Source organism: Dactylosporangium darangshiense (genome assembly GCF_039537565.1).
Taxonomy (GTDB): Bacteria; Actinomycetota; Actinomycetes; order Mycobacteriales; family Micromonosporaceae; genus Dactylosporangium; species Dactylosporangium darangshiense.
On the sequence record NZ_BAABAT010000035.1, the window covers coordinates 45,314 to 64,644 of the forward strand.

The 19,331-nt window shown below is 74.0% G+C and carries 20 protein-coding genes; 10 read left to right on the forward strand and 10 right to left on the reverse strand.

All coding sequences use genetic code 11. The features are described 5' to 3' along the window. Positions 1-2: 2 nt before the first annotated feature. From ABD901_RS41750 to ABD901_RS41770, 5 genes are all read right to left on the reverse strand, one after another. Positions 3-1,367 (reverse strand): hypothetical protein, encoded by a 1,365-nt coding sequence (locus ABD901_RS41750; RefSeq protein ID WP_345136262.1) that lies wholly within the window; start codon positions 1,365-1,367, stop codon positions 3-5. Positions 1,368-1,419: 52 nt separating this feature from the next. Further along, the gene (locus tag ABD901_RS41755; protein ID WP_345136264.1) at positions 1,420-3,819 is read right to left on the reverse strand and encodes a CHAT domain-containing protein; all 2,400 of its coding nucleotides are present in this window, start codon (positions 3,817-3,819) and stop codon (positions 1,420-1,422) included. Further along, positions 3,816-4,904 carry a VWA domain-containing protein gene (locus ABD901_RS41760; protein WP_345136265.1) on the reverse strand — a complete coding sequence of 363 codons (1,089 nt, stop codon included), beginning with the start codon at positions 4,902-4,904 and terminating at the stop codon, positions 3,816-3,818. The genes ABD901_RS41755 and ABD901_RS41760 overlap by 4 nt, the downstream gene beginning before the upstream one ends. Positions 4,905-4,987: 83 nt before the next feature. Next, positions 4,988-5,479, reverse strand: a complete 492-nt coding sequence (locus ABD901_RS41765; RefSeq protein WP_425556792.1) for an O-acetyl-ADP-ribose deacetylase — start codon at positions 5,477-5,479, stop codon at positions 4,988-4,990. Next, positions 5,472-6,182, reverse strand: a complete 711-nt coding sequence (locus ABD901_RS41770) for an endonuclease/exonuclease/phosphatase family protein (RefSeq protein WP_345136266.1) — start codon at positions 6,180-6,182, stop codon at positions 5,472-5,474. The genes ABD901_RS41765 and ABD901_RS41770 overlap by 8 nt, the downstream gene beginning before the upstream one ends. Before the next feature lie 27 nt (positions 6,183-6,209). Between ABD901_RS41770 and ABD901_RS41775 the strand changes: the two genes are divergently transcribed. Beyond that, a complete protein-coding gene (locus ABD901_RS41775; protein WP_345136267.1) occupies positions 6,210-7,148 on the forward strand; it encodes a GNAT family N-acetyltransferase in 939 nt (312 codons plus the stop codon). 1,337 nt (positions 7,149-8,485) lie between these two features. Here ABD901_RS41775 and ABD901_RS41780 read toward each other — a convergent pair. After that, positions 8,486-9,679, reverse strand: coding sequence for a hypothetical protein (locus ABD901_RS41780; RefSeq protein WP_345136268.1), 1,194 nt, complete (start codon positions 9,677-9,679; stop codon positions 8,486-8,488). Between the two features lie 74 nt (positions 9,680-9,753). Here ABD901_RS41780 and ABD901_RS41785 point away from each other — a divergent pair, with 74 nt between their 5' ends. Both ABD901_RS41785 and ABD901_RS41790 read left to right on the forward strand, forming a co-directional pair. Further along, entirely contained in the window at positions 9,754-11,121 is a 1,368-nt protein-coding gene (locus ABD901_RS41785; RefSeq protein ID WP_345136269.1) for a CoA transferase, read from the forward strand. A gap of 107 nt (positions 11,122-11,228) precedes the next feature. Beyond that, entirely contained in the window at positions 11,229-11,666 is a 438-nt protein-coding gene (locus ABD901_RS41790; RefSeq protein WP_345136270.1) for a DUF3592 domain-containing protein, read from the forward strand. Here ABD901_RS41790 and ABD901_RS41795 read toward each other — a convergent pair. Together ABD901_RS41795 and ABD901_RS41800 are read right to left on the reverse strand one after the other, a co-directional pair. After that, positions 11,663-13,057, reverse strand: coding sequence for a sugar porter family MFS transporter (locus ABD901_RS41795; protein WP_345136271.1), 1,395 nt, complete (start codon positions 13,055-13,057; stop codon positions 11,663-11,665). The two genes, ABD901_RS41790 and ABD901_RS41795, sit on opposite strands and share 4 nt — an antisense overlap. Before the next feature lie 55 nt (positions 13,058-13,112). Beyond that, positions 13,113-13,721: a cadmium resistance transporter gene (locus tag ABD901_RS41800; protein WP_345136272.1), complete on the reverse strand. Its 609-nt coding sequence runs from the start codon at positions 13,719-13,721 to the stop codon at positions 13,113-13,115. Between the two features lie 60 nt (positions 13,722-13,781). Between ABD901_RS41800 and ABD901_RS41805 the strand changes: the two genes are divergently transcribed. The 6 genes from ABD901_RS41805 (at position 13,782) to ABD901_RS41830 (ending at position 17,315) form a co-directional block, all read left to right on the forward strand. Next, positions 13,782-14,603, forward strand: a complete 822-nt coding sequence (locus ABD901_RS41805) for a hypothetical protein (RefSeq protein WP_345136274.1) — start codon at positions 13,782-13,784, stop codon at positions 14,601-14,603. Between the two features lie 97 nt (positions 14,604-14,700). Beyond that, positions 14,701-15,576 (forward strand): alpha/beta fold hydrolase, encoded by an 876-nt coding sequence (locus tag ABD901_RS41810; protein WP_345136276.1) that lies wholly within the window; start codon positions 14,701-14,703, stop codon positions 15,574-15,576. Positions 15,577-15,660: 84 nt separating this feature from the next. Next, the gene (locus ABD901_RS41815) at positions 15,661-15,885 is read left to right on the forward strand and encodes a hypothetical protein (protein ID WP_345136279.1); all 225 of its coding nucleotides are present in this window, start codon (positions 15,661-15,663) and stop codon (positions 15,883-15,885) included. Continuing rightward, complete coding sequence (locus tag ABD901_RS41820; RefSeq protein ID WP_345136281.1) at positions 15,882-16,502, forward strand: VC0807 family protein; 621 nt, start codon at positions 15,882-15,884, stop codon at positions 16,500-16,502. Before ABD901_RS41815 ends, ABD901_RS41820 begins: the two co-directional genes overlap by 4 nt. A gap of 98 nt (positions 16,503-16,600) precedes the next feature. Further along, positions 16,601-16,810: a caspase family protein gene (locus ABD901_RS41825; protein WP_345136283.1), complete on the forward strand. Its 210-nt coding sequence runs from the start codon at positions 16,601-16,603 to the stop codon at positions 16,808-16,810. 79 nt (positions 16,811-16,889) lie between these two features. After that, positions 16,890-17,315 (forward strand): chromosome partitioning protein, encoded by a 426-nt coding sequence (locus ABD901_RS41830; protein ID WP_345136285.1) that lies wholly within the window; start codon positions 16,890-16,892, stop codon positions 17,313-17,315. A 28-nt stretch (positions 17,316-17,343) separates the two neighbouring features. Here ABD901_RS41830 and ABD901_RS41835 read toward each other — a convergent pair whose 3' ends face one another. Then, a complete protein-coding gene (locus ABD901_RS41835; RefSeq protein WP_345136287.1) occupies positions 17,344-18,084 on the reverse strand; it encodes a hypothetical protein in 741 nt (246 codons plus the stop codon). 3 nt (positions 18,085-18,087) lie between these two features. Next, complete coding sequence (locus ABD901_RS41840) at positions 18,088-18,720, reverse strand: hypothetical protein (protein WP_345136289.1); 633 nt, start codon at positions 18,718-18,720, stop codon at positions 18,088-18,090. A gap of 92 nt (positions 18,721-18,812) precedes the next feature. Between ABD901_RS41840 and ABD901_RS41845 the strand changes: the two genes are divergently transcribed. Further along, entirely contained in the window at positions 18,813-19,070 is a 258-nt protein-coding gene (locus ABD901_RS41845; RefSeq protein ID WP_345136292.1) for a hypothetical protein, read from the forward strand. Positions 19,071-19,331: the final 261 nt, after the last annotated feature.

Sequence of the window (19,331 nt, forward strand, 5' to 3'; positions counted from 1 at the left end):
GGTCACTGCCCGGGCCGGCCGCCGAGGATGGGCGTCATCCGCTCGGCGCGCCCCTCGGTGCCGGCATAGCGGTCGAGCACGAACCAGCGGCGCCGCCACACGCGGTAGTCGGCGGCGGTGCCGCCGTCGGTCCGGCACGCCTCGACGGAGGCGATGAAGCTCGGCTTGGAGGCGGTGCCGATGATGTTGGCGTCGCCGCGCTGCCTGCCGTCCGCCCCGTCGGCGGCCAGCCACGCCGAGATCGCCTCGACCGCGTCGTCGTCGAGCAGGTGCAGCGTCAGCTCGCCGTCGACGACGAGCTCGCTGGAGAGCCGGTGGTTGGGGATGAGCAGGGCCAGGTGCAGGCACAGCTGGACCATCGAGCGGAGGTGGTCGAACAGCAGACCCCAGTCGCTGCCGTCGGCCCGCAGGACCGTGCGGCGCAGGTACTCGAAGGCCCGGTCGAACCGCGCGATCAGGTTCTCGCGGAACTTCGCCCAGCTGTCGGCGCCGATCGGGTCCTCGCCGAGCTCCTCCATCTCGGGGCACATGGAGTACACCAGCAGCAGCGCCCGGCTGGTCATGATCGCCGGGTTGCGGTAGGCGGTCGGCATGGCGAGCCGGTCGGCGGTGACCTCGTAGGTGAAGCCGTGCTCGCGCTCGATCTCCTCGGCGACGCTCAGCGCGCGCTCGCCGATCGAGACCCCGTCGTACAGCTGCCGGAACATGCGCTTGGTCCACTGGCCGCTCTCGTCGTCGGTCCAGGCGGCCTCCCGCGGGTCCTTGTCCAGCTCCTCCACCCACAGCCCGAGGACCCGCTCGGCGGTGCGGCAGGCGGTCCCGGTCTCGGCCAGGGCCAGCTGCAGCAGCACCTCCTGCAGGTCCAGGACGTACTGGTCCCGGTCGGGCTCGTCGCCGTGGCTGTCGGCGAAGCTCTGCTGCTTGGTGCGCGCCTCCTGGTGGAAGATGTAGGCGGCGTCGAAGCCGAGCTCGGTGTCGCGCTTGGACTCCACCAGCGCGTGCGCCCGGATCGCGCCGAGCGCCCGCGGCGCGAACTCCGGCCACGGCAGCTGCCGTGCCGCGTCGGCGAGCCGCACGACCAGCGCGGCGTCGGCGCGGGACTGCTCGCCCTTGTCGCCGTCGAGGGACTCGAAGGCGGGCGCGATGTCCCACAGCAGCCCCATGGACGCCTCGTAGATCAGCCAGCCGATCATCCGCAGCGGCTCGACCAGCTCGGCCGCCGGCCGCTGCGCCGGCGCCCGCTCCAGCACGTCGCGATACGCCACGACCTCGCGCTCGATCGCGGTCACGAGCTCGTCGTCGATCGCCTGCGTGCGCCGGCGCACGCCCTCGGCAAGCCCGCCGATCTGCTGCGCGCTCAGTCCCATCGTCCTTTGCCCCTCTCTCGGCCCCGCTAGGTTCTGACGGACGGCTCCGGGCTCACCGCACGTAGGCGGCGAGCAGCGCCCACCCTGCCTCGTCGGCGTCGCGCGCGATCGCGGCGAGCTGCGCGGCCCGCAGCGCCTCGTCGAGCGGACGCCCCGCGCCCCGGATTGCGTTGACCATGTCCCGCGCGACGTTGCCGGTCTCGCGGTCGCCGATGGCCGCCATGCCGGCGACGACGCATTCGGCTCCGCCGGTGAGCACGGCCATGACGAAGTTCAGCGGCTCGGCGTCGCGGGCGTTGACGACCTGCCCGACGTGGCAGGAGGCCATCAGCACCGACGTCGGCCAGTGCAGGCTCAGCGCCCGGGCCGCGGTCAGCCGCTGCTCGGGCAGGCGCAGCTCCTGGCGCAGCCCGTCGTGGTCGCCGCCCGCCTCCTGGCCGACACCGCGGCCGCCGTGTGAGGCGACGTGCAGGAACGCCCAGGCCCCGCGGCCGGTGAGGACGTCGGCGAGCCGGGGCGTGTCGGCCAGCCGCTCGGGCGCCTCGGCGGAGCGAACCTGCGCGGCGCTCAGCGGCACGCCGGCCGGGCCGGCGGGCAGGCCCCAGGCCGTGCGCTCCTCGGCGACGTCGACGCCGTGCTCGCCGGGCGCGTCGGTGCCGACGAGCCGCACCAGCGCCCGGCCGGCGACCGGCGGCGCGCCGGGGGTGGTGAGGCAGGTCAGCACCGGCGTCTGCGTGATCAGGGCCCGCTCGACGAGCCGGGCGCCGTCCTCCAGCGTGACGGCGGCCCACGGGACCAGGCTCAGCCAGGAGTGTGCCGAGACGACGAGCGGGACGGGCTCGTCGCGCCCGGCGGCCAGCTCGTCGCGCAGCGCCGCCGGCAGCAGGCCCGCCATCGACCGCCAGGTCGGCCGGGCGGCCCGCGCGCCGCCGGAGCGGCGCACCCGGGTGTCGCGCCCGACGCCGTCGACCAGGTCCCGGGCGGCGCGGTGGTCGGCGAAGAACTCGGCGACGGCGGGTGCGGGCTCGAAGCGCTCGAAGACGGCGGGGCGGCCGGGCCGCAGCAGCGAGCGGTACAGCGCCGGGCGCCCGCCCAGCGAGTCCGGCAGCTCGAGGTAGTCCAGCGCGTACCGCTGCCCGAGCGCCCCGGTCAGGTCGGCGAGGTTGACCGGCGAGGGCAGCACGGTCTCGGCGAGCATCGCCGACACCTTGTCGCCGAGCTTGAAGTGCAGCTGGTCGAGGCGCTCGGCGCGCTGGTGCGGCGTGCTGGCGAAGTCGGCGCCGGCGTCCAGCCGGTTCTCGATCTCGACGATCTCGTCGAGCACGCCCTGCACGTAGCCGTTCATCAGGCCGCGGTCGGCCCGGATGCGGGCGGCGAAGCCGGTCTGCTTCGCCGCGAGGGCGACCTCGAGGCCGAGCTCGGCGGCGCCGGGGGTGCCGGCGGCGGCCAGCCGGTCGGCGAGCAGGGCGATGTCGCCGTACAGCCGCCGGAACGCCGCGGCCAGCGGCGCCCGGGACCGCGCGATCACGCGCATCCGGCCGCGGACCCGGTTGGCGATGCCCAGCGCCCACCGGCCGAGCCCCGCCGCCTCCTGCCGCGCCGCGTCGCTCCGGGCGGTGGCGGCGAGGAACTCGGCCTTGGTCAGCGCGACGGACAGCTCGCGCACGCCGTGGTCGGTTGCGGACTCGCGCAGGTCGCCGGCCGCGGTGAGCACCGGCACCGGCGCTCCGTCGCGCAGGCGCCCCAGCGCGGCGTCGAGCTGCTCGCGCACCTCCCCTTCGCCGTGCTCCTCGCTCTCCCAGTAGACGAGCGCGCGCAGGAAGTCGAAGCGGTACCGCGTGGAGTAGCCACGGGCCCGGGTCCGCTCCCAGTAGCCGACCCACTCCAGCAGCGCGTCGGCGACCTGGTCGGCCTGCCCCTGCGCGAGCAGGCCGGCGCCGCGCTCGAAGAGGTAGTGCGCCATGTGCGGCTCGGCGCCGGTGCCGTACAGGTCGGTGCGGGGCCGCATGACCAGGTCGAGGGCCCCGTCGAAGTCCCCGGCCAGTCGCAGGTTGCGTGCCGCGTGGTATCGGCCGATCACGCCGAGCGCGAGGTCCTTGTCGAGCCGCGAGCCGGCGCCGGGCGCGAGCTCGGCCAGGGCGTTGGCGTGCATCTGCTCCGGCGTCTCGGCGCAGTCGGGGCGCATGTCGACCATCTCGCCGAAGCGGACGATGACGGCGGCGCTGTCCCACGCCTGGGCGCGCGCCGACCACAGCCGGCCGCCGCGGGCGACGGCGAGGTAGCGCTCGAGGGCGATGACGTAGAGGCTGGGGTCGTCCTTGGTCCGCCGGGCCAGGGCCACCTGGTTGCCGACGATGCTGACCGCCTCGTCGGCGGCCGCGGCCATGGTCAGCAGGTCGTCGCGGGCGACGACGCGGCGGACCTCCTCGGTGGCGAATCCCGGCTCGCTCATCGGGCGATCGCCTCCGCCAGCCCGCGCAGCTGCTCGAGGGTGTGGCCGGTGAACCGCTCGTCGGCGTGGCGCAGGCTCTCGCGCAGGGGGCGCCTCGGGCGGTACCCGCTGCGCCGCGCCGCGGGCAGGACCCACACGATCCGGTGCGCGACCCGAGACAGCCGGGCGACCTGGCGCGGCATCCGGCCGGGGTCGCTGTCCTCGTCCTGGCCGTCGGAGCCGATGACGACGACCGCCGCACGGGCGGTGCGGTGGCCCGCGTAGCGCCGCAGGAACGACTCGAGGGAGTGCCCGAGCCGGGTGCCCTGGTCCCAGTCGGCCTCGACGGCGGCGATCGAGCGCATCGCCGCCTGCGGGTCGCGGGCCCGCAGCGCGGCCGTCACCCGGGTCCAGCCGGTGCCGACGACGAACACCTCGGTGCTGCGCGGCCCGGCGGCGACGGCGGCGTGCGCGAAGAGCAGCAGCGCATCGGCGTACGCGGACATCGACAGGCTGACGTCGATGAGGAACAGCAGCCGCCGGGGAGTGCGGCCGCGGCGACTGCGCGGCAGCCGGACGATCTCGCCGCCGCTGCGGATCATGAGCCGCACGGTGCGGCCGCGGTCGACGCGCCCAGCGCGGGCGGGCACCCGGTGCGGCGCGGGGCGAGCCCGTGCGGCGGGCGCAAGGCGGGCGATGAGGGCGGCGACGGCGGCGCGCTCGGCGTCGTCCAGCGTGTGCAGGGCACGCGTGGCGAGCTCGGCGACGTAGTCGGCGCCGGCGGCGCCCGCGGTCGGCGTCTCCGGGTCGCGGGCGGCCGGCGCCTCGCCCTCGTCCGCTTCGCCGTCCTCGCCGTGCTCCGCCGCCGCAGGGTGCTCGTCCGGGGCGGCGTACCCGCCGTGGTAGACGGCGTCGAAGACGTCCAGGTCGCTGCGCCGCCCGCACAGCGTGAGCCGCAGCGCCCAGTACGGGTCCGGTTCGCCCGCCCACGGCCGCAGGCCCAGCGCCTCGGCGGCGGCCGCCAGCCGCGGCGGCTCGACGCGCATCCCGGCCGCCCGCAACCGGCGGGCGAAGTCGACCAGTTCCTCGCTCAGCACTGCATCCATCGGCGCTCCCCGCTCCGGCGTCCCGTCCATCTTCCCTCTGACGGACAAACCGCCCGGCGAGGGCGTGGGCGGGACGGTTCGGATCAGGCGCCGGCGTCGAAGAGCACCAGCCGAGCGACCTCGACGGTGGCCGGGGACGCGGCGCCCAGGGCGGCGAGGGCCTGTGCGATCGCGTCGTCCTTCGGCCAGCGGTACAGCCCTGACGAGATCAGCGGGAAGGCGATCGAGCGGGCGCCGAGCTCATCGGCGACCCGCAGCGCGTTGGTGTAGCAGCCGCGCAGCACCGGCGAGCGGTCCTCGGTGGCGCTGTACACCGGCCCGACCGTGTGGATCACCCACCGGGCCGGCAGCCGGCCTGCGGTGGTCGCGACGGCCTGGCCCACCGGCAGGCCGCGGCCGTAGTGGCTCGCGCGCAGGGCGCGGCACGCCTCGAGGATGGCCGGGCCGCCCTTGCGGTGGATCGCACCGTCGACGCCACCGCCGCCGAGCAGGGAGGTGTTGGCGGCGTTGACGATCGCGTCGACCTGCTGCGTGGTGATGTCGCCGGTGACCACCTCGATGTTCAGACTAGGCATCGGCGCTCTCCAGGCTCCCCCGCACGACGTTGTGGTCGGACAGGCCGCCGGCGTCCTCGACGCTCGCCGCGCCCGCGCGGGCGCAGTACACGACGACGTGGTCGATGTTCGGCGTCCGCCCGCCCGGCCGGGTCGGCGGCGCGCCCTCAGGAAGGACGGCGACGGCAAAGCCCGGCCCGAGTCCGGCGGCGACCGTGCCACCGTCGGCGTTGAAGTCGCCGAGCAGCACCGCCGGCCCGCCGGCGCCGCGGGCGAGGTCGCCCAGCCGGGCCAGCTGCGCGGGCCGGGCGGCGCCGTGGCTCACATGGGTGGCGACCACGAGCACGCCGTCCATCGCGACGGCGAGCAGCCCCTTGCCCGGGTCGTCGGGGAACGCCTCGGCGGCGACCGGTTCGGCATCGCCATCGACGAGCAGCACGAGGTACTCGTCCGGGTCCGCGAGGATGCTCGCCCCGTTGTGCGGCCGGGGCACCCGAGGGTAGCGCAGCGCGTGGATCGAGCGCTCCGGCAACTCGCGGCGCAGCGCGGCGAGCTGGTCGCCGCTGACCTCCTGCAACGCGACCGCCCGCTCGGTCCGCCCGGCCAGATGTGCGGCGACGGCGGCGATCCGCGCCGCCTCGTCGGGCCAGCGCGCCACCGCCTCCTCGCCCCAGTTCTCGGCGTGCACGCGGTGCAGGACGTTCCACGTCGCCACGGTGATCACGTCAACCGACCCTATACGGTGGTACGGATGGATGGACTCCGAATACGCGCCTACGAGGCCGCCGACGCCGGCGCGGTCGCCGCCCTGGTCAACGCCGTGTTCGCGGCGGGCGGCGTGCGCGCCGACCACTCCGCCGCCGAGATCGAGGAACTGGTCGAGCACGAGATCCGGGACCCGGCGACGGACACCCGGCTCGTCGTCGACGCCGACGGCCGCCTGGCCGCCGCCGCGTTCGTGCCCGCGCCGCCCGACGGCGGATACCGCCTCGAGCTGATCGGCGGCGTGCTGCCCGAGCGGCGCGGCGCCGGGATCGGCCGGGCGCTGCTGGCCTGGCAGCTGGAGCGCGCCGCGTCGCTGCGCGCCGAGGTCGCGCCGGACTCTGCGTGGACGGGCCAGGTCGTGACCGGCGTCCCGGACGCGTCGGCGATCCGGCTCTACGAGCGGCTGGGCTTCGCACCTGCGCGCTACTTCCTGAAGATGGTCGCGCCGGTCCCGCCCGCCTCCGGTGCGGCGGTTCCCGAGGGGGTGCGGCTCATGCGGTACACCCAAAGCCTCGAACGCGACGTGCACGCCCTGCACTCGTCGGCCTTCCGCGGGTTGTGGGGCCACCAGGAGCGCGCCTTCGAGCCGTGGGCGGCGCAGACCGTGCGCTCCGAACGGTTTCTGCCCGACCTGGCGCGGGTCGCGTTCGCCGGCGACGCGATCGTCGGCTACGTCCTGCCCTACAGTCAGGACGAGCCCGGCCGCCTGTACGTCGGCCAGATCGGCACCGCCGAGTCCTGGCGCCGCCGCGGTGTCGCCGGAGCACTCCTCGCCGACATGCTCGCCGCGGCCGCCGGGCCCGGCTACACGGCCGCCGCACTCGACGCCGACGCCGACAACCCGACCGGCGCCGCCGCGGTCTACCTCCGCGCCGGCTTCAAGATCGACCAGCACCTCGTCGCCTACACCAGGGCCGTGTCGTAGCATCGCCGAGCACGCGGTCTCCGTCGCCCCCGGCGCCGACCAGGAGTTCCGCAAGACGACCGCCTCGCCTTCTACCGCCGCACCCACCCCGGCTACGCCTTCGGCCTGATCCCCTTGGCCGAGCTCCTGCTGCGCCGCGGCGACGCCGCCCAGGCCCGTCACGTCGTCGAGGAGGCCGTCGGCAACCTGTGGCGCAACCGCCACGAGCATGTCGCCGACGCGCTGGCCCTGCGCGCCGCGATCGTGCCGGCCTACGGCTCGGGCGGCGCCGCGGTCTTCCCCGACCTGCGCGTCCTGCGTCATGGCCCACCTGCCGGCGGATCTGCTCGCCCGCCTGGACGTCACGGTCGGTCGCGGACGGCGGCTTCCACCTCCAGGTCCACCTCAACGGCGAGCCGACCCAGGAGGAGCTGCAGCGCTTCAACGGTGTCATGCAGTCCGCGTACGCCCGAGTTCCGCCGCCGCTGACGAGCGCATGCCAGGAGGCGGGCGGCGGAGGCCGTCACGTCGCGAGCCGCGGTGGACCGTTCGCATATTGGCGGATGTGAGCGACGAATGTCGTCATCCGCCGGCACCGGCGAACATACCATCCGACCGCGCGCGACATATTCGATGGCGGTCGGATATGCCCCGGCGGCCGCGAATTCCCGAGTTGGCAGATGCTGTTGTTGCGGCAATTCTGGCGCGGTGCGGAATCGTGGTCGTTCGGGCTGCAGCCGCTCGCCGCTCCGTCGGCCGGCTCGGGCACCGCAGTCGGCTCAGGCACGACGCCCAGCTCAGGCACGGCGCCCAACTCGGGCTCGGGCAGCGCAGCCAGCTGTGGAGGCGGGGCCTGCGGCGCCGGGGACGGGACCGGCCCGTCTCCTGCACGTTCCTGCTGTTCGCCGCCGGGGGTCACCGACGAGGCGGCGCCATGTGCGCGGCGAAGTCGTTCGGCGTGTCGCCGGACCAAGCCCCAGGTTCAATGCCGTTCATGTTCGCGGCGGAACTGCTCACCCCGCGGAGAATAGCTCCACGACCTGGTTCGGTCGCGCATGGCGGCCAGTTCGATCCTGCTGAACAATTCGAGCTGCCGCATGCATTGATTGTCCCAGAACCTTGCCGACCCCGCCGCCCTGAACCGCCGTGACGCACGTCAACCCGAAACGGGCAACACGCGACAACTCATTGATGTGTTCTCAACAAGATTGCAGTAGGTAGCGGTATTCGACGTGGGTGAGATGCAGCGCTGCGGCGACGATGTCGCCGAGTGCGCAGGGGCCCGCGGTCGCCGCATCCTCGATGCGCTGCCGCACGTGCCGCGGGCCGGCGCGTTGGCCAGCGAGCGATCGTGTCCGCTACCGCTCATCCCGAAGCGCGTCGCGCCAGGACATGTCGCTGCCGTAGTTGGTGGTCGTGCCGTTGCGGACCACGCGCTCGTCGCGTTCGGCCAGTGCGACGAGGTCGGGAACGGCGGCGACGGCGTGCATGTCGACGAGGAGTGTCATGGCGTCGGGTTGGTCGGACTGCGCGATGGCCGTCAGTATCGGCGTGACCAGGTCCTGGACGGGCGTGCCAAGCCGCCACAGGGCAGCGCCGCGTCCGGCCTGCTCCATCGGCTGCCGTCGGTGAGCAGGCGCCACAGGCCGGGGGCGAGGTCGGTGCCGGCGAGTGGCAGGGACGCGGCGAGGCGGGCGGCCGCGGCGGCGCCGTGCAGGGTTGCCGTCGAGGACGTCGGACACGGTCGGCAGCGCTTCCACCGGGTCGTCCGTTGCGCGCCACAGCATCTCGGCGAGTGCTACCCGGTCCGCGGCGTCGGCGATCGTCGGGTCGGCCGACCAGGCGCGCAGCTGCGGTACCAATGGCGCCAGGTCTTGCCCCGCCTCGGCGGCCAGCCGGAAGTCCCAGGCCAAGCCGCGACGGCGCCGCGAACCGTAGGTGGTGACGGCGCCGAGCAGAGGGGCGGCGTCGCCGGTGAGGCGCCAGATCGCATGAGCGGCTCGGATGTCGCCGCGGGCGGCGCGGTCGTGCAGCGCGGGCACGGCCGAAAGCGCGGCCGGTCCGATCGCCGCGAGCGCGCCCGCCGCCACGCCACTGGCGAGCTCGTACGCCGCGACGATCTCGGGCACCCCGTCCGCGGCCGCAGGTCCCCGCCGGTGCAGCAGCTGGATGAGGTGGATCGGCGCGGCGGCGCCGGGATCGCTGAACTTGGTGCTGCGCCGCTCGCTGCCGGTGGCGCAGTGCGCGGTCAGGCGCCGCCGGACCATGGCCAACGCGTCCCGGTCGAAGGCCGGCGGAGCCGCGTCGGTCAGCGTCGCGACACTGTCGACATCGAGGAGCCGCGCGAGACCCCACGGATCGCTCTTCACGTCGTCGTCCCACGGCCCTCGCCAGGGCTCGCCGTGCTCGTACGCCGCCGCCACCGTGTGCAGGTCATCGGCGCTCATCGGCAGCCCGGCCCTGGCGAACGCGAACGCCGCCGCCGCGGGCACGGGGAACGGTTCGGCCAGCGCCGCGCGCAGCAGGTCCGGCGACGGGGGCGTCTCGTGCAACGTCGACAGCGTCCCACCCGTTCGTCACGGCGAAAGCCTACGGCCGGTGGCGACGGGCTCATTACGATCAACGGGTGAACGTGCGAGCAGCCGTGTTGGCGGAGCTGGGCCTGCTGGATGTGGACGGTCCGCGTGTCGTGGGTGACCCGCGGCCGGCCGTGCTCTCCTCGCCGCTCGCCGTCGCAGACTGCGCCGTGGCGTCCGTGTCCGGCTGTCTCGCCGCCGCGGCGGAGCTGGCTCATGCGCGTGGCGGCCGGCGGCCCGACGTCGTCCTCGACACCGACCATGTGGCGGCGGCGATGCGCAGCGAGGTTCTGCTGCGCGATCCGGCGGGGCGGGCCATCGAGGGGTTCGCGCCGTTGTCGCGGCTGTGGCCGACGGCGGACGGCTGGGTGCGTACCCACGCGAACTACCCATGGCACCGGAAAGCTCTGCTTGCGGCGCTCGGCGTGGACGACGGTCCGGACGGCGACGTCCGGCCCCGGCTGGCCGATGCGATCGCCGCCAGGGCGGCGGCTGAGGTCGAACGACTGGCGTACGAGGCCGGCGGGCTCGCCGTCGCCGCGCGCACCCGAGCCCAGTGGCACACCGACGGGCCGGGCACGGAGGCTGTGCCGCTGGTCTCCGTCGTGCCGACCGGCGCCGGGGTACCGCTGCCTCGGCCGGGCCCGCTGCCGATGTCACACCTGAGGGTGCTGGACCTGACCCGGGTCATCGCCGGGCCGGTGGGCACCCGGATGCTGGGCGCGCTCGGCGCCGACGTGCTGCGCGTCGACGACCCCAACCGCCCGGAACTGCCGTTGCACGCCGTCGACGGCGTCATCGGCAAGGCGAGCACCACGCTGGACGCGGGCACCGAGCAGGGCAGGCAGGCCCTGCAACGGCTCGCCGCCGAGGCCGACGTGGTGGTGACCGGCTACCGGCCCGGCGCGCTGCGCCGGCTGGGTCTCGACCCGGACCAGATCGCCGAGCGGCAGCCGGGCACCGTCGTGGCCACGGTCTCGGCATGGGGAACGACCGGCGAGTGGGGCCGGCGCCGCGGCTTCGACAGCCTCGTGCAGATCGCCACCGGTGTCGGCTGGGCCGCCACCGCCGACGGCACCCGCCCCGGCGCCCTGCCGTGCCAACTGCTCGACCACGCCTCCGGCTACCTCCTGGCCGCCGGCGTCCTGACCGCGCTGGCCCGTCGCGCGCGTACCGGCGAGGTCGCGCACGTGTCGGTCTCACTCGCCCGGACCGCGCAGTGGCTGCTGGACCAGGGCATCCACGCCACCCACCGGGATACCGGCGGCGAGCAGCGGCCGGACGCCTATCGGGTCGACCTCGGCAACGGGTGGAGCGGCATCGGCCCTCCCGGACGACTCGACGGCCGGCCGTTGACGTGGCCCCGCCTGCCGCCGGCGTACGGGCAGTCCCCCGCCGCCTGGCGCGACCGGGCGTAGCCGAATGCCGTTGCCCGTCTGGTCCTGCTCCGCGGCCGGGGGCACGCCACGACGCTGTTCGACCCGCGCTCCACGCAGGCAACGCGCTCGTTTCGTATGATCGCGACGTGGTCCAGCGCGACGTATCCGGCCCGCGGTTCTGGTCCGGCGCCGTGTTCATGCTCGGCCTCGTGAGCCTGCTGTCAGGCCTTGACGCCAAGCTGTGGTACGACGAGGAACACCTGGCGGCCCACGGAGTCACCGCGACCGCGGTGGTCGACGACCACCACTCGACGCGTTACGGCGTCACCGTCTACGTGCACTTCACGCCACCGGGCGGCGATCGGGTCGACGCGATCGTGCACGACCCACCGGACACGGCGCGGCTGGAGGCCGGCAGCCCGTTGCCGGTGCGCTACGACCCCGAAGATCCGGCCGGACGTATCGAACCGGTGGGCGCCGACGACAGGTTCACGCGATGGGGGCTCCTCGGCATTTGCGTGCTGCTGTGGGTCATGAGCGGCAGGGCCGTCGTGGGGAGGCTACGCGGCTCGCGACGGCGCTAGCAGACCGCGCCGGTGCGGCGGCGCAAGGCGCGCTCGATGTCCTCGAGGCTGCGGCCCTTCGTCTCCGGCAGGTTGCGGAACAGGTACAGGAAGCCCAGCACGCCGAGGAAGGCGTAGAGCCAGAACAGCCCGGTGGCGCCCAGCGCACCGATCGCCGTGAGCACGGTCAGCGAGATGAAGAAGTCGAGCGTCCAGTGGGTGACGGTGCCGGCGCCGGCCGCCTTGCCGCGCACCGCGGTCGGGAAGATCTCGCTGTTGATGAGCCAGATGCCCAGGCCGAGGCTGGCGGCGAAGGCGGCGATGTACACGCACAGCACCGCCACCAGGAGGACACCGGTCACGCCGGTCTGGCTCGGCAGCAGGTAGAGCGCGCCGAGCGCCACCAGGCTGACCACGACGACCGCGGTGCCGCCGAGCAGCAGCGGGCGCCGGCCGATCCGGTCGATGGCCAGCAACGCCGCGATCGTGACGAGCATGTTGACCAGGCCGATGCCGACGGTGGACAGCAGCGCCGCGGAGTCGCCGAAACCGGCCCGGGTGAGCAGGGTCGGCGTGTAGTAGATGACCGCGTTGACGCCGACGAGCTGGTTGGTCGCGGCGACGGCGACGCCGAGCAGGACGGCGGGGCGCAGCTGGCGGCCGAACACGTCGCGGATCGACATGCCGCGCTCCGCCGCGCTGATCCGGCGGATCTCGGCCAGCTCCTCGTCGGCCTCGCGCGGGCCGCGGGAGCGCAGCATGACGTCCCGCGCCTCGTCGTCGCGGCCGCGTGACAGCAGCCAGCGCGGGCTCTCGGCCAGGCCGAGCAGGCCGAGCAGCATCACCGCAGCCGGTACGACGGCGAGCCCGAGCATCCAGCGCCAGCCCTGGCCCACCCCGGAGAAGGAGAAGCCGACGAGGTACGACACGAAGATCCCGACGGTGATCATCAGCTGCTGCAGCGACACCAGGCGGCCGCGCACCTGTCGGGGCGCCATCTCGGCGATGTACGTGGGCACCGCCAGCGACGACGTGCCGATCGCCAGGCCGAGCACGAACCGGGCGGCGATGAGCACCGCCGGGTTCGGGGTGAACGCCGACGTGAGCGCGCCGGCGCAGAACACGGCGGCGGAGACGATGAGCAGCCGTCGCCGGCCGAAGCGGTCGACGAGCGGGCCGCCGCCGAGGACGCCGCCGATCGCGCCGAGCAGCAGCGCGGCGACGACCACCTCCTGCAGCCCGCTCGACAGGCCGAACGCCGTCGTGAGGTACAGCAGGGCGGCGGAGATGACGCCGGTGTCGTACCCGAACAGAAAGCCACCGAGCGCGGCGACGAGCGCCGGCCCGAGCACCGACCACTGCACGGTGACGGCGGCGCTACGGGCGCGCTGTGCTGCGGAGTAACCGGCCATGGCCAGCCACTACCCATCCGGCGCGACGTTAAGGGCGCGGCCGGCCGGGTAGGCCTCATAGGCCGAAGGCGCCGCCGTCGACGAGGATGACCAGGCCGATGCCGATGAGCACGACCGGCAGGACGATGTGGCCCCAGCGGGAGAGCGTCTTCGCCACGAGCGGCCGGGTGGCCAGGAAGTAGCCCGCGGCGCACCACGCGGCCACGCCGACGAGGAAGACGGCCGAGTAGACGGCCATGCCGCCGGCACCGGCCAAGGCGAAGACCGGGACGTAGACGCCGATGTTGTCGCCGCCGTTGGCGAAGGTCACCGCGGCGACCTGCAGCGCTCCGACGCCGTTGCCGGGGCCGGCACCGGGGTCGCTGTCATCGTCCCGGTCGCGGCGGTGTTTCCAGGTCTGCCAGGCGGCCCTGACGCCCAGCGCCAACGGCAGCAGGCCCAGATAGGGGATCACGGGCTCGGGGAGTAGCCCGGCGCCGAGCGCGCCGGCGACGGAGACGGCGAGAATGCCCGCGAAGCCGAGGTACTGCCCCGCGACAACCCGCCAGGCGGCCGCCCGGCGACCGGCGGCCCGGCCGAAGAACACGGCGAGGACCAGCATGTCGTCGACATTGGTGACGGCGAACATGCCGGCCGCCTGCCCCAGGCGGTCAAGATCTTCCACCCGGCGACCGTACCGGAGCGGGGACAACCTGGGCGCGTGAGAACTGCTTTGATGGTTGCCGTGGCGAAGCAATTGCTGTGGCGGATCGGCGTGGCTGCGATAGGTCTGGTGGCCGCCGTCGCAGTCGGGTGGCGACTGTCGCCCACCATCACGGTGCTCGTCATCGTGTGCGCGTGGCTGCCGCTGGGCGTGTGGTGCCTGTTCGCGCCCCGCATCCCGGCGGCTCTGCCGATCGCGCTTGCACTGCTCGTCGCGATCGCAACGATCTGGTGGACACTGCCCGGACGGCCGGGTGACCGGACCGTGACGATCGCCTGGTCGACCCTGATGTGGTACTCCCTCCCCGGCGGGCTCGCACTTCTGGCCGCGACCTGGCGTCCCCGGTGGCTCGGGGACCGGACGGGAGCCGATCCCGCCGGCCCTCCCGCTCGCCCGGTCTGGCGGCGTGTGACCGCGACCCTGGTCGCCGCGGGGGTGCTCGTGTCGGGCTGCGGCCTGCCCGGCCTCTTCTGGGGCGCGGTAGGCGTGCCGTCGTCGGACGAACTGTTCCCGCTGCCGCCCGGCATGGATGCGACCAGTGCCACCGGCCCCGACGGTGCGAACGGCTGCGATCAAACGGGGCACGCCTGCTGGACGTACTACCGGATCACCGGCGCCACGGGCGAGTCCACCGCCGTCCTCACCGAGCGCCTGCGGCGGCATCTGCAAGAGGCCAAAGGGTGGGGCGGACCCGAGTCATGCCGACCGGTGCGCCGGTTCACCCGACCGACCGCGACAGACCTCTGCATCACCGTGACCAGCGATCCGGCCGGCACCGTCGACCGCCCGACCATCGGCGTGGAACTGTCCAGGTCGAACATCGGCCCACCCACTGTCTCCTAAGACGCGCTATCGCGAGCAGCTCGCCGCGGCCAAGCCTGCGCAGCTGCTCGACGAGCTGGACCGCCGGCGGGCCTGACCGGCGTTGTACCTTGGGTGCATGTTTTTCGAGGTCGGCGGCGGTCGGGCCCTGCAGATCCTGCTCACCGGGCCGGAGGACGGCAGGGTGCTCGTGCTGCACCTCGGCACGCCCGTCGGCCCCGTCGACATGCCCACGCTCACCGGCGCGGCGGCGCAGCGCGGCCTGCGGACCGTGATCTGCGGCCGCCCCGGGTACGCCGGTTCGACCCGCCGCCCCGGCCGCAGCGTCGCCGACGTGACCGGCGACGTGACGGCGGTCCTGGACCACCTCGGCGCCGACCGTTTCGTCACGCTCGGCTGGTCCGGCGGCGGACCGCACGCTCTCGCCTGCGCGGCCCTGCTCCCCGACCGGTGCGCCGCCGCGGCGACGCTCGCGGGCGTGGCGCCGTTCGACGCCGACGGCCTGGACTGGCTGGGCGGGATGGGCCAGGAGAACGTCGAGGAGTTCGGCGCGGCCGTCGCCGGCCCCGAGGCGCTGGAGGCCTACCTGGACGGCGCGGCGGCCGAGCTGGCGGCGGTGACCGGCGACCAGGTGGCCGACGCGCTGGGCGGCCTGGCGTCGCCGGTGGACGCCGCCGCCCTCACCGGGGCGTTCGCCGAGTCCGTCGCGGCGGGCTTCCGGTCGGCCGTTTCCAGTGGTACCGCGGGATGGCGCGACGACGACCTCGCGTTCGTGCGCCCGTGGGGCTTCGACCTGTCCGCGATCACCGTGCCGGTCTCCGTGTGGCAGGGAGGCGAGGACCGCATGGTCCCGCCCGCGCACGGCGCCTGGCTCGCCGCGCACGTGCCCGGCGCCCGCGCCCACCTCGACCCCGCCGAGGGCCACATCTCGCTGGTGAACGCCGCCGGCCGCATCCTCGACGACCTGCTCGCCGCCGCCGGCTGGACCGCCTGACACCTGCCCGGCCCCGCTGCGGACCCGCACCGGATTCACCAACCCGACGAGGACGGCCGCACCTGGCTGCGACACGACGCATCGGTGTACGGCACCAGTCTCGCGCCGCTGCAGGACATCCTCGAGCGCGGCCAGCGCGCGGGCGAGTTCCGGGACTTCACCACCCGCACCATGGCGATGACCGTCCGGGCCGCCATCGACGCGATCGGGCCACAGATCAGCGTCATCCCCGACCTCGACCTCGACGCGTACGCCCGGGACCTGGTCTCCCTGTTCCGGCACGCCACCGAACAGGAGGTCCGCCCATGACATGCGAGCGCCGGTCCGGAGCCATCCTCGCGTTGACGCTGGACGTCGTCGTTCCACTGGCCGTCTTCTACCTCGCCCGCGCGGCCGGCCTGAACCAGTGGCTCGCGCTGCTGCTGGCCGCGATCGCACCCGCCGCCGGGATCGGCTGGACCTGGGCACGGACCCGGCGCCTCGACCCGACCGCGGTGTTCATCATCGCCACGATGGCGTTGTCGGTGCTGGTCGCGCTGGCCACCGGCGACGCCCGCGCACTGCTGGCCCGGGAAAGCTGGCTGACCGGAGCCGCCGGGCTGTGGATCTCCATCGCCACCGGCCGGCCGTTCCTGCTGGACGTGGCCGGCAAGGTCGGCCCGACCGGCATGGCCGCCCGGTTCGACCGGCTATGGACCGAGAACACGGTCTTCCAGCGCTGGGTGACGCTGGCCAGCGTCGCGTGGGGCGCCGCATTCCTGCTCGACGCGATCGTCCGCGTCGTGTTCGCCTACACACTGGCCATCGACACCGTTCCCGCAGCCGGCACCGTTTCGCTCATCGTCCTGATCGTGCTCGCCCAGGGCGTCGTGATGGTCCACGGCCGGCGCAGCGGCGCCCTCACCCTGATACGCGACCGCGGCTGACGCGCTTGCGCGGCCGGGCGCTCAGGCTGTCCGTCAGATAGCGGCGGGGCCGCAACGCGCAGGGCGTTTGGACCCGACCCGTTCCTCGGAGGCCCGCGATGCCGACCCGCCGCGCGCTGATCGTCTCGACGTCGCAGTACGCCGACCCGGGGCTCGCGCCGCTGCCGGGCACGCTTGGCGACGCCAGGGCCCTCGACGAGGCCCTCCGGACCGTCGGCGAGTTCGAGGTCACCGTCCTCGCGGACATCCCGATGGCCGGGATCGCCAGGGCGCGCTGCCGCTGCTCGCGATCGGGGGCTGCCAGCTGATCGCGCTGCCCTTCGCCGTCTGGCTCGGTCGCTAGAGCGGCACGGTGGATGATGGTCCCGAGGCGAGAAGGAGGTCGGCATGACGGGGCTGGAGCTGGTGGCCGGATGGGTGGCCATGTATGCGTGGGGCAAGGTGCGCCGGGCCGCCGGGCGGGCCGACGCTGAGGTGGACCGGCTGGTCGACCACGGGCTGGACCGGCTGCACGACGTGGTGACGAAGAAGCTGGACGGCGACTCCGCGCTCGAACGGCTCGAGTCGGAGGCCGGGCGGGACACCGCGCAGGTGCAGGTCAGCGAGCGGACGCTGCAGCGCGTGGAGCTGGCGCTGCAGGACGCCGTCGAGGACGACGCGGACTTCGCCGCCAGGCTGCAGCCGCTCATTGCCGCTCTGCAGGCGGCGAAGCCTCAGGTGTACATCGCCTCCAACACCGGCGACGCCACGGCGAGCGGCGGCGGTGTGGCCGTGACCGGAGTGTTCATCGGAGACGTGAACACCAACCGCTGACAGCACCCGCCGGAAGTACAGACCGAGGTCACCGAGTGGACGTTCGAGAAGCTGCGAGGTACCGCAGCCCTCGCTTGAGGAACGCGCGCGGGTTGGGCTCGACGTACCGTGCCCACCCCGGCGCCTCCTCCCCGCGCATCCGGGCGTACACGGCCAGCGCGTAGCCGTACATCGGCTCGGTGAGATAGCCGAGCCGGAAGCTGCTGGTGCGCACGTACTCGCCGCGTATCTGCCGCGAGTAGTCGAAGGCGGCGTTGGCGGAGAACACGCCGAGCCCGAAGAACACCGTCAGCAGGTCGGTGAGCGGCTCGTGGTCTTCGCGTTCCGGGTCGACCCGCCCGTCGCCGAGCAGCAGCACGTGCCCCAGTTCGTGCGCGACGGTGGCGACGAGCGCCATCGGCCGCTCCGCCATGTCGGCCCGGATCGCCACGACGGCCCGCCCGCCCCGCTCGCGGTAGTGCCCCGCGGCCCCGCTGAAGGAGGAGAGCACCGGCACGTGCGCCTCGAGGTCCGGATCGCCGTCGCGGGCCTCGTGCTCCACCTCGATGCGCGCCGGGTCGACCCCCATGTGCCGGCACAGCCGCCCGACGAGCGCCTCGACGTCGGCGCTGGACCCTTCGTAGGCCCCGGGGAAGTCCTCTTCGGTGGGCAGCAGCACTCGGCCGCGGAGCCGCTCGGCCCCGAACTCCCCGGCCATCCAGTTCAGGTTCTGCTCGATCCATCGCTGCTCCACCGGCCGCACCGGGCACTGCGGGCTACCCCACCACACGCCTCAACGGTACCGACGGCTCCAAACGAGGATGCGGTGCGTCTTTTTCCGCGACCGCCAGCCGCGCCGGTTCCTGCCGTGCCCGGCGTAGCGCTCGACGAGCCCCGCCCGCTCACCGGCGCCGATGCCCGGGTGCACGAGCGCACAGGCGAGCGCGTCGTGCGCGTGGTACGGCCGCCCGGGTTCGTACGCCCGCTCGGCCGCCGCCAGCACGACAGCCGCGTCGTACTCCCCCTGCGCGGCAAGCGCGAGCCGGGCCAGCTTGGTGGGGTAGCTCGGAAACAGCCCGTGCCGCACCGGATCTCCCGGCTCCCCCAGTGCGATCTCGCGCACCGCCGGCAGCAGCTCGGCCGGCACCGCCGGGATCGGCCCGTCCGGCGGGAACGCTTCGCGCAGGTACTCGGCGACCGCACCGGCGGCCGGATCCGACGCCTGTATGGCTCCCAGCAGCACCGGCCCGGACCCCGCCGCGGCGAGCAGCTTCTGCACCGTCCCGAGCCGCCGCAGCGCCGGTTCGGCCACGCGCACGTCGGGCACCTCGAGCTCGACGAAGTCGCAGTCGCGCGGCCGGAGCGCGCCCAGCCGGGCCTCGAGCGCGCCGGGCTCGCTCAGCAGCACCGTTCCCCCATACCTCACGCCGCGACGGTAGTACCGTGACGCGACATGAGGACGGTCGAGCACTTGGCGCTGATGTTGGGAACGCAATGACCACTCGATGGGAGCACGCCGTGCTCAGCGTGGACGTCGACGGTTCCGCCGCGCCTTGGAAGTATCAAGCGCGAGCATGGGTCGGGGAGACCGAGATCTACAACCGCACCCGGGACACCATGTTCTGGTCCGGGCCTTTGGCGGATCTCGCCGCCGAAGGCTGGGAACTGGTCTCGACCCACAGCACAACGGCGCGGGTGGGCTCGTATCTTGCGGGCATCAATGGCCCGCTGTCGTACCCCGTCTCGATGCACTTCTTCCTCAAGCGGCCCGCCTGAGACCGAATGCCTGCGGGTCTAGGAGCCGAGGCCGGCGTTGTACGCGATGATGACCAACTGGACCCGTAGATCCCCGGGCCCGAGGCCGGCTGGCCGGCACCACGGTGTCGCAGTGGTAGTACCGGTAGACGCCCCTGCTGCAGGTAGTAGTAGCCACCTTGACCGCGGGCTGTGCGCCAGGCAGCCGGAGGTGACCTGGCACACCTACGTCAAGCCGCTTTCCAGCTCGGCATCGAGAATGCCAGGGGTACGGCAGGCTCC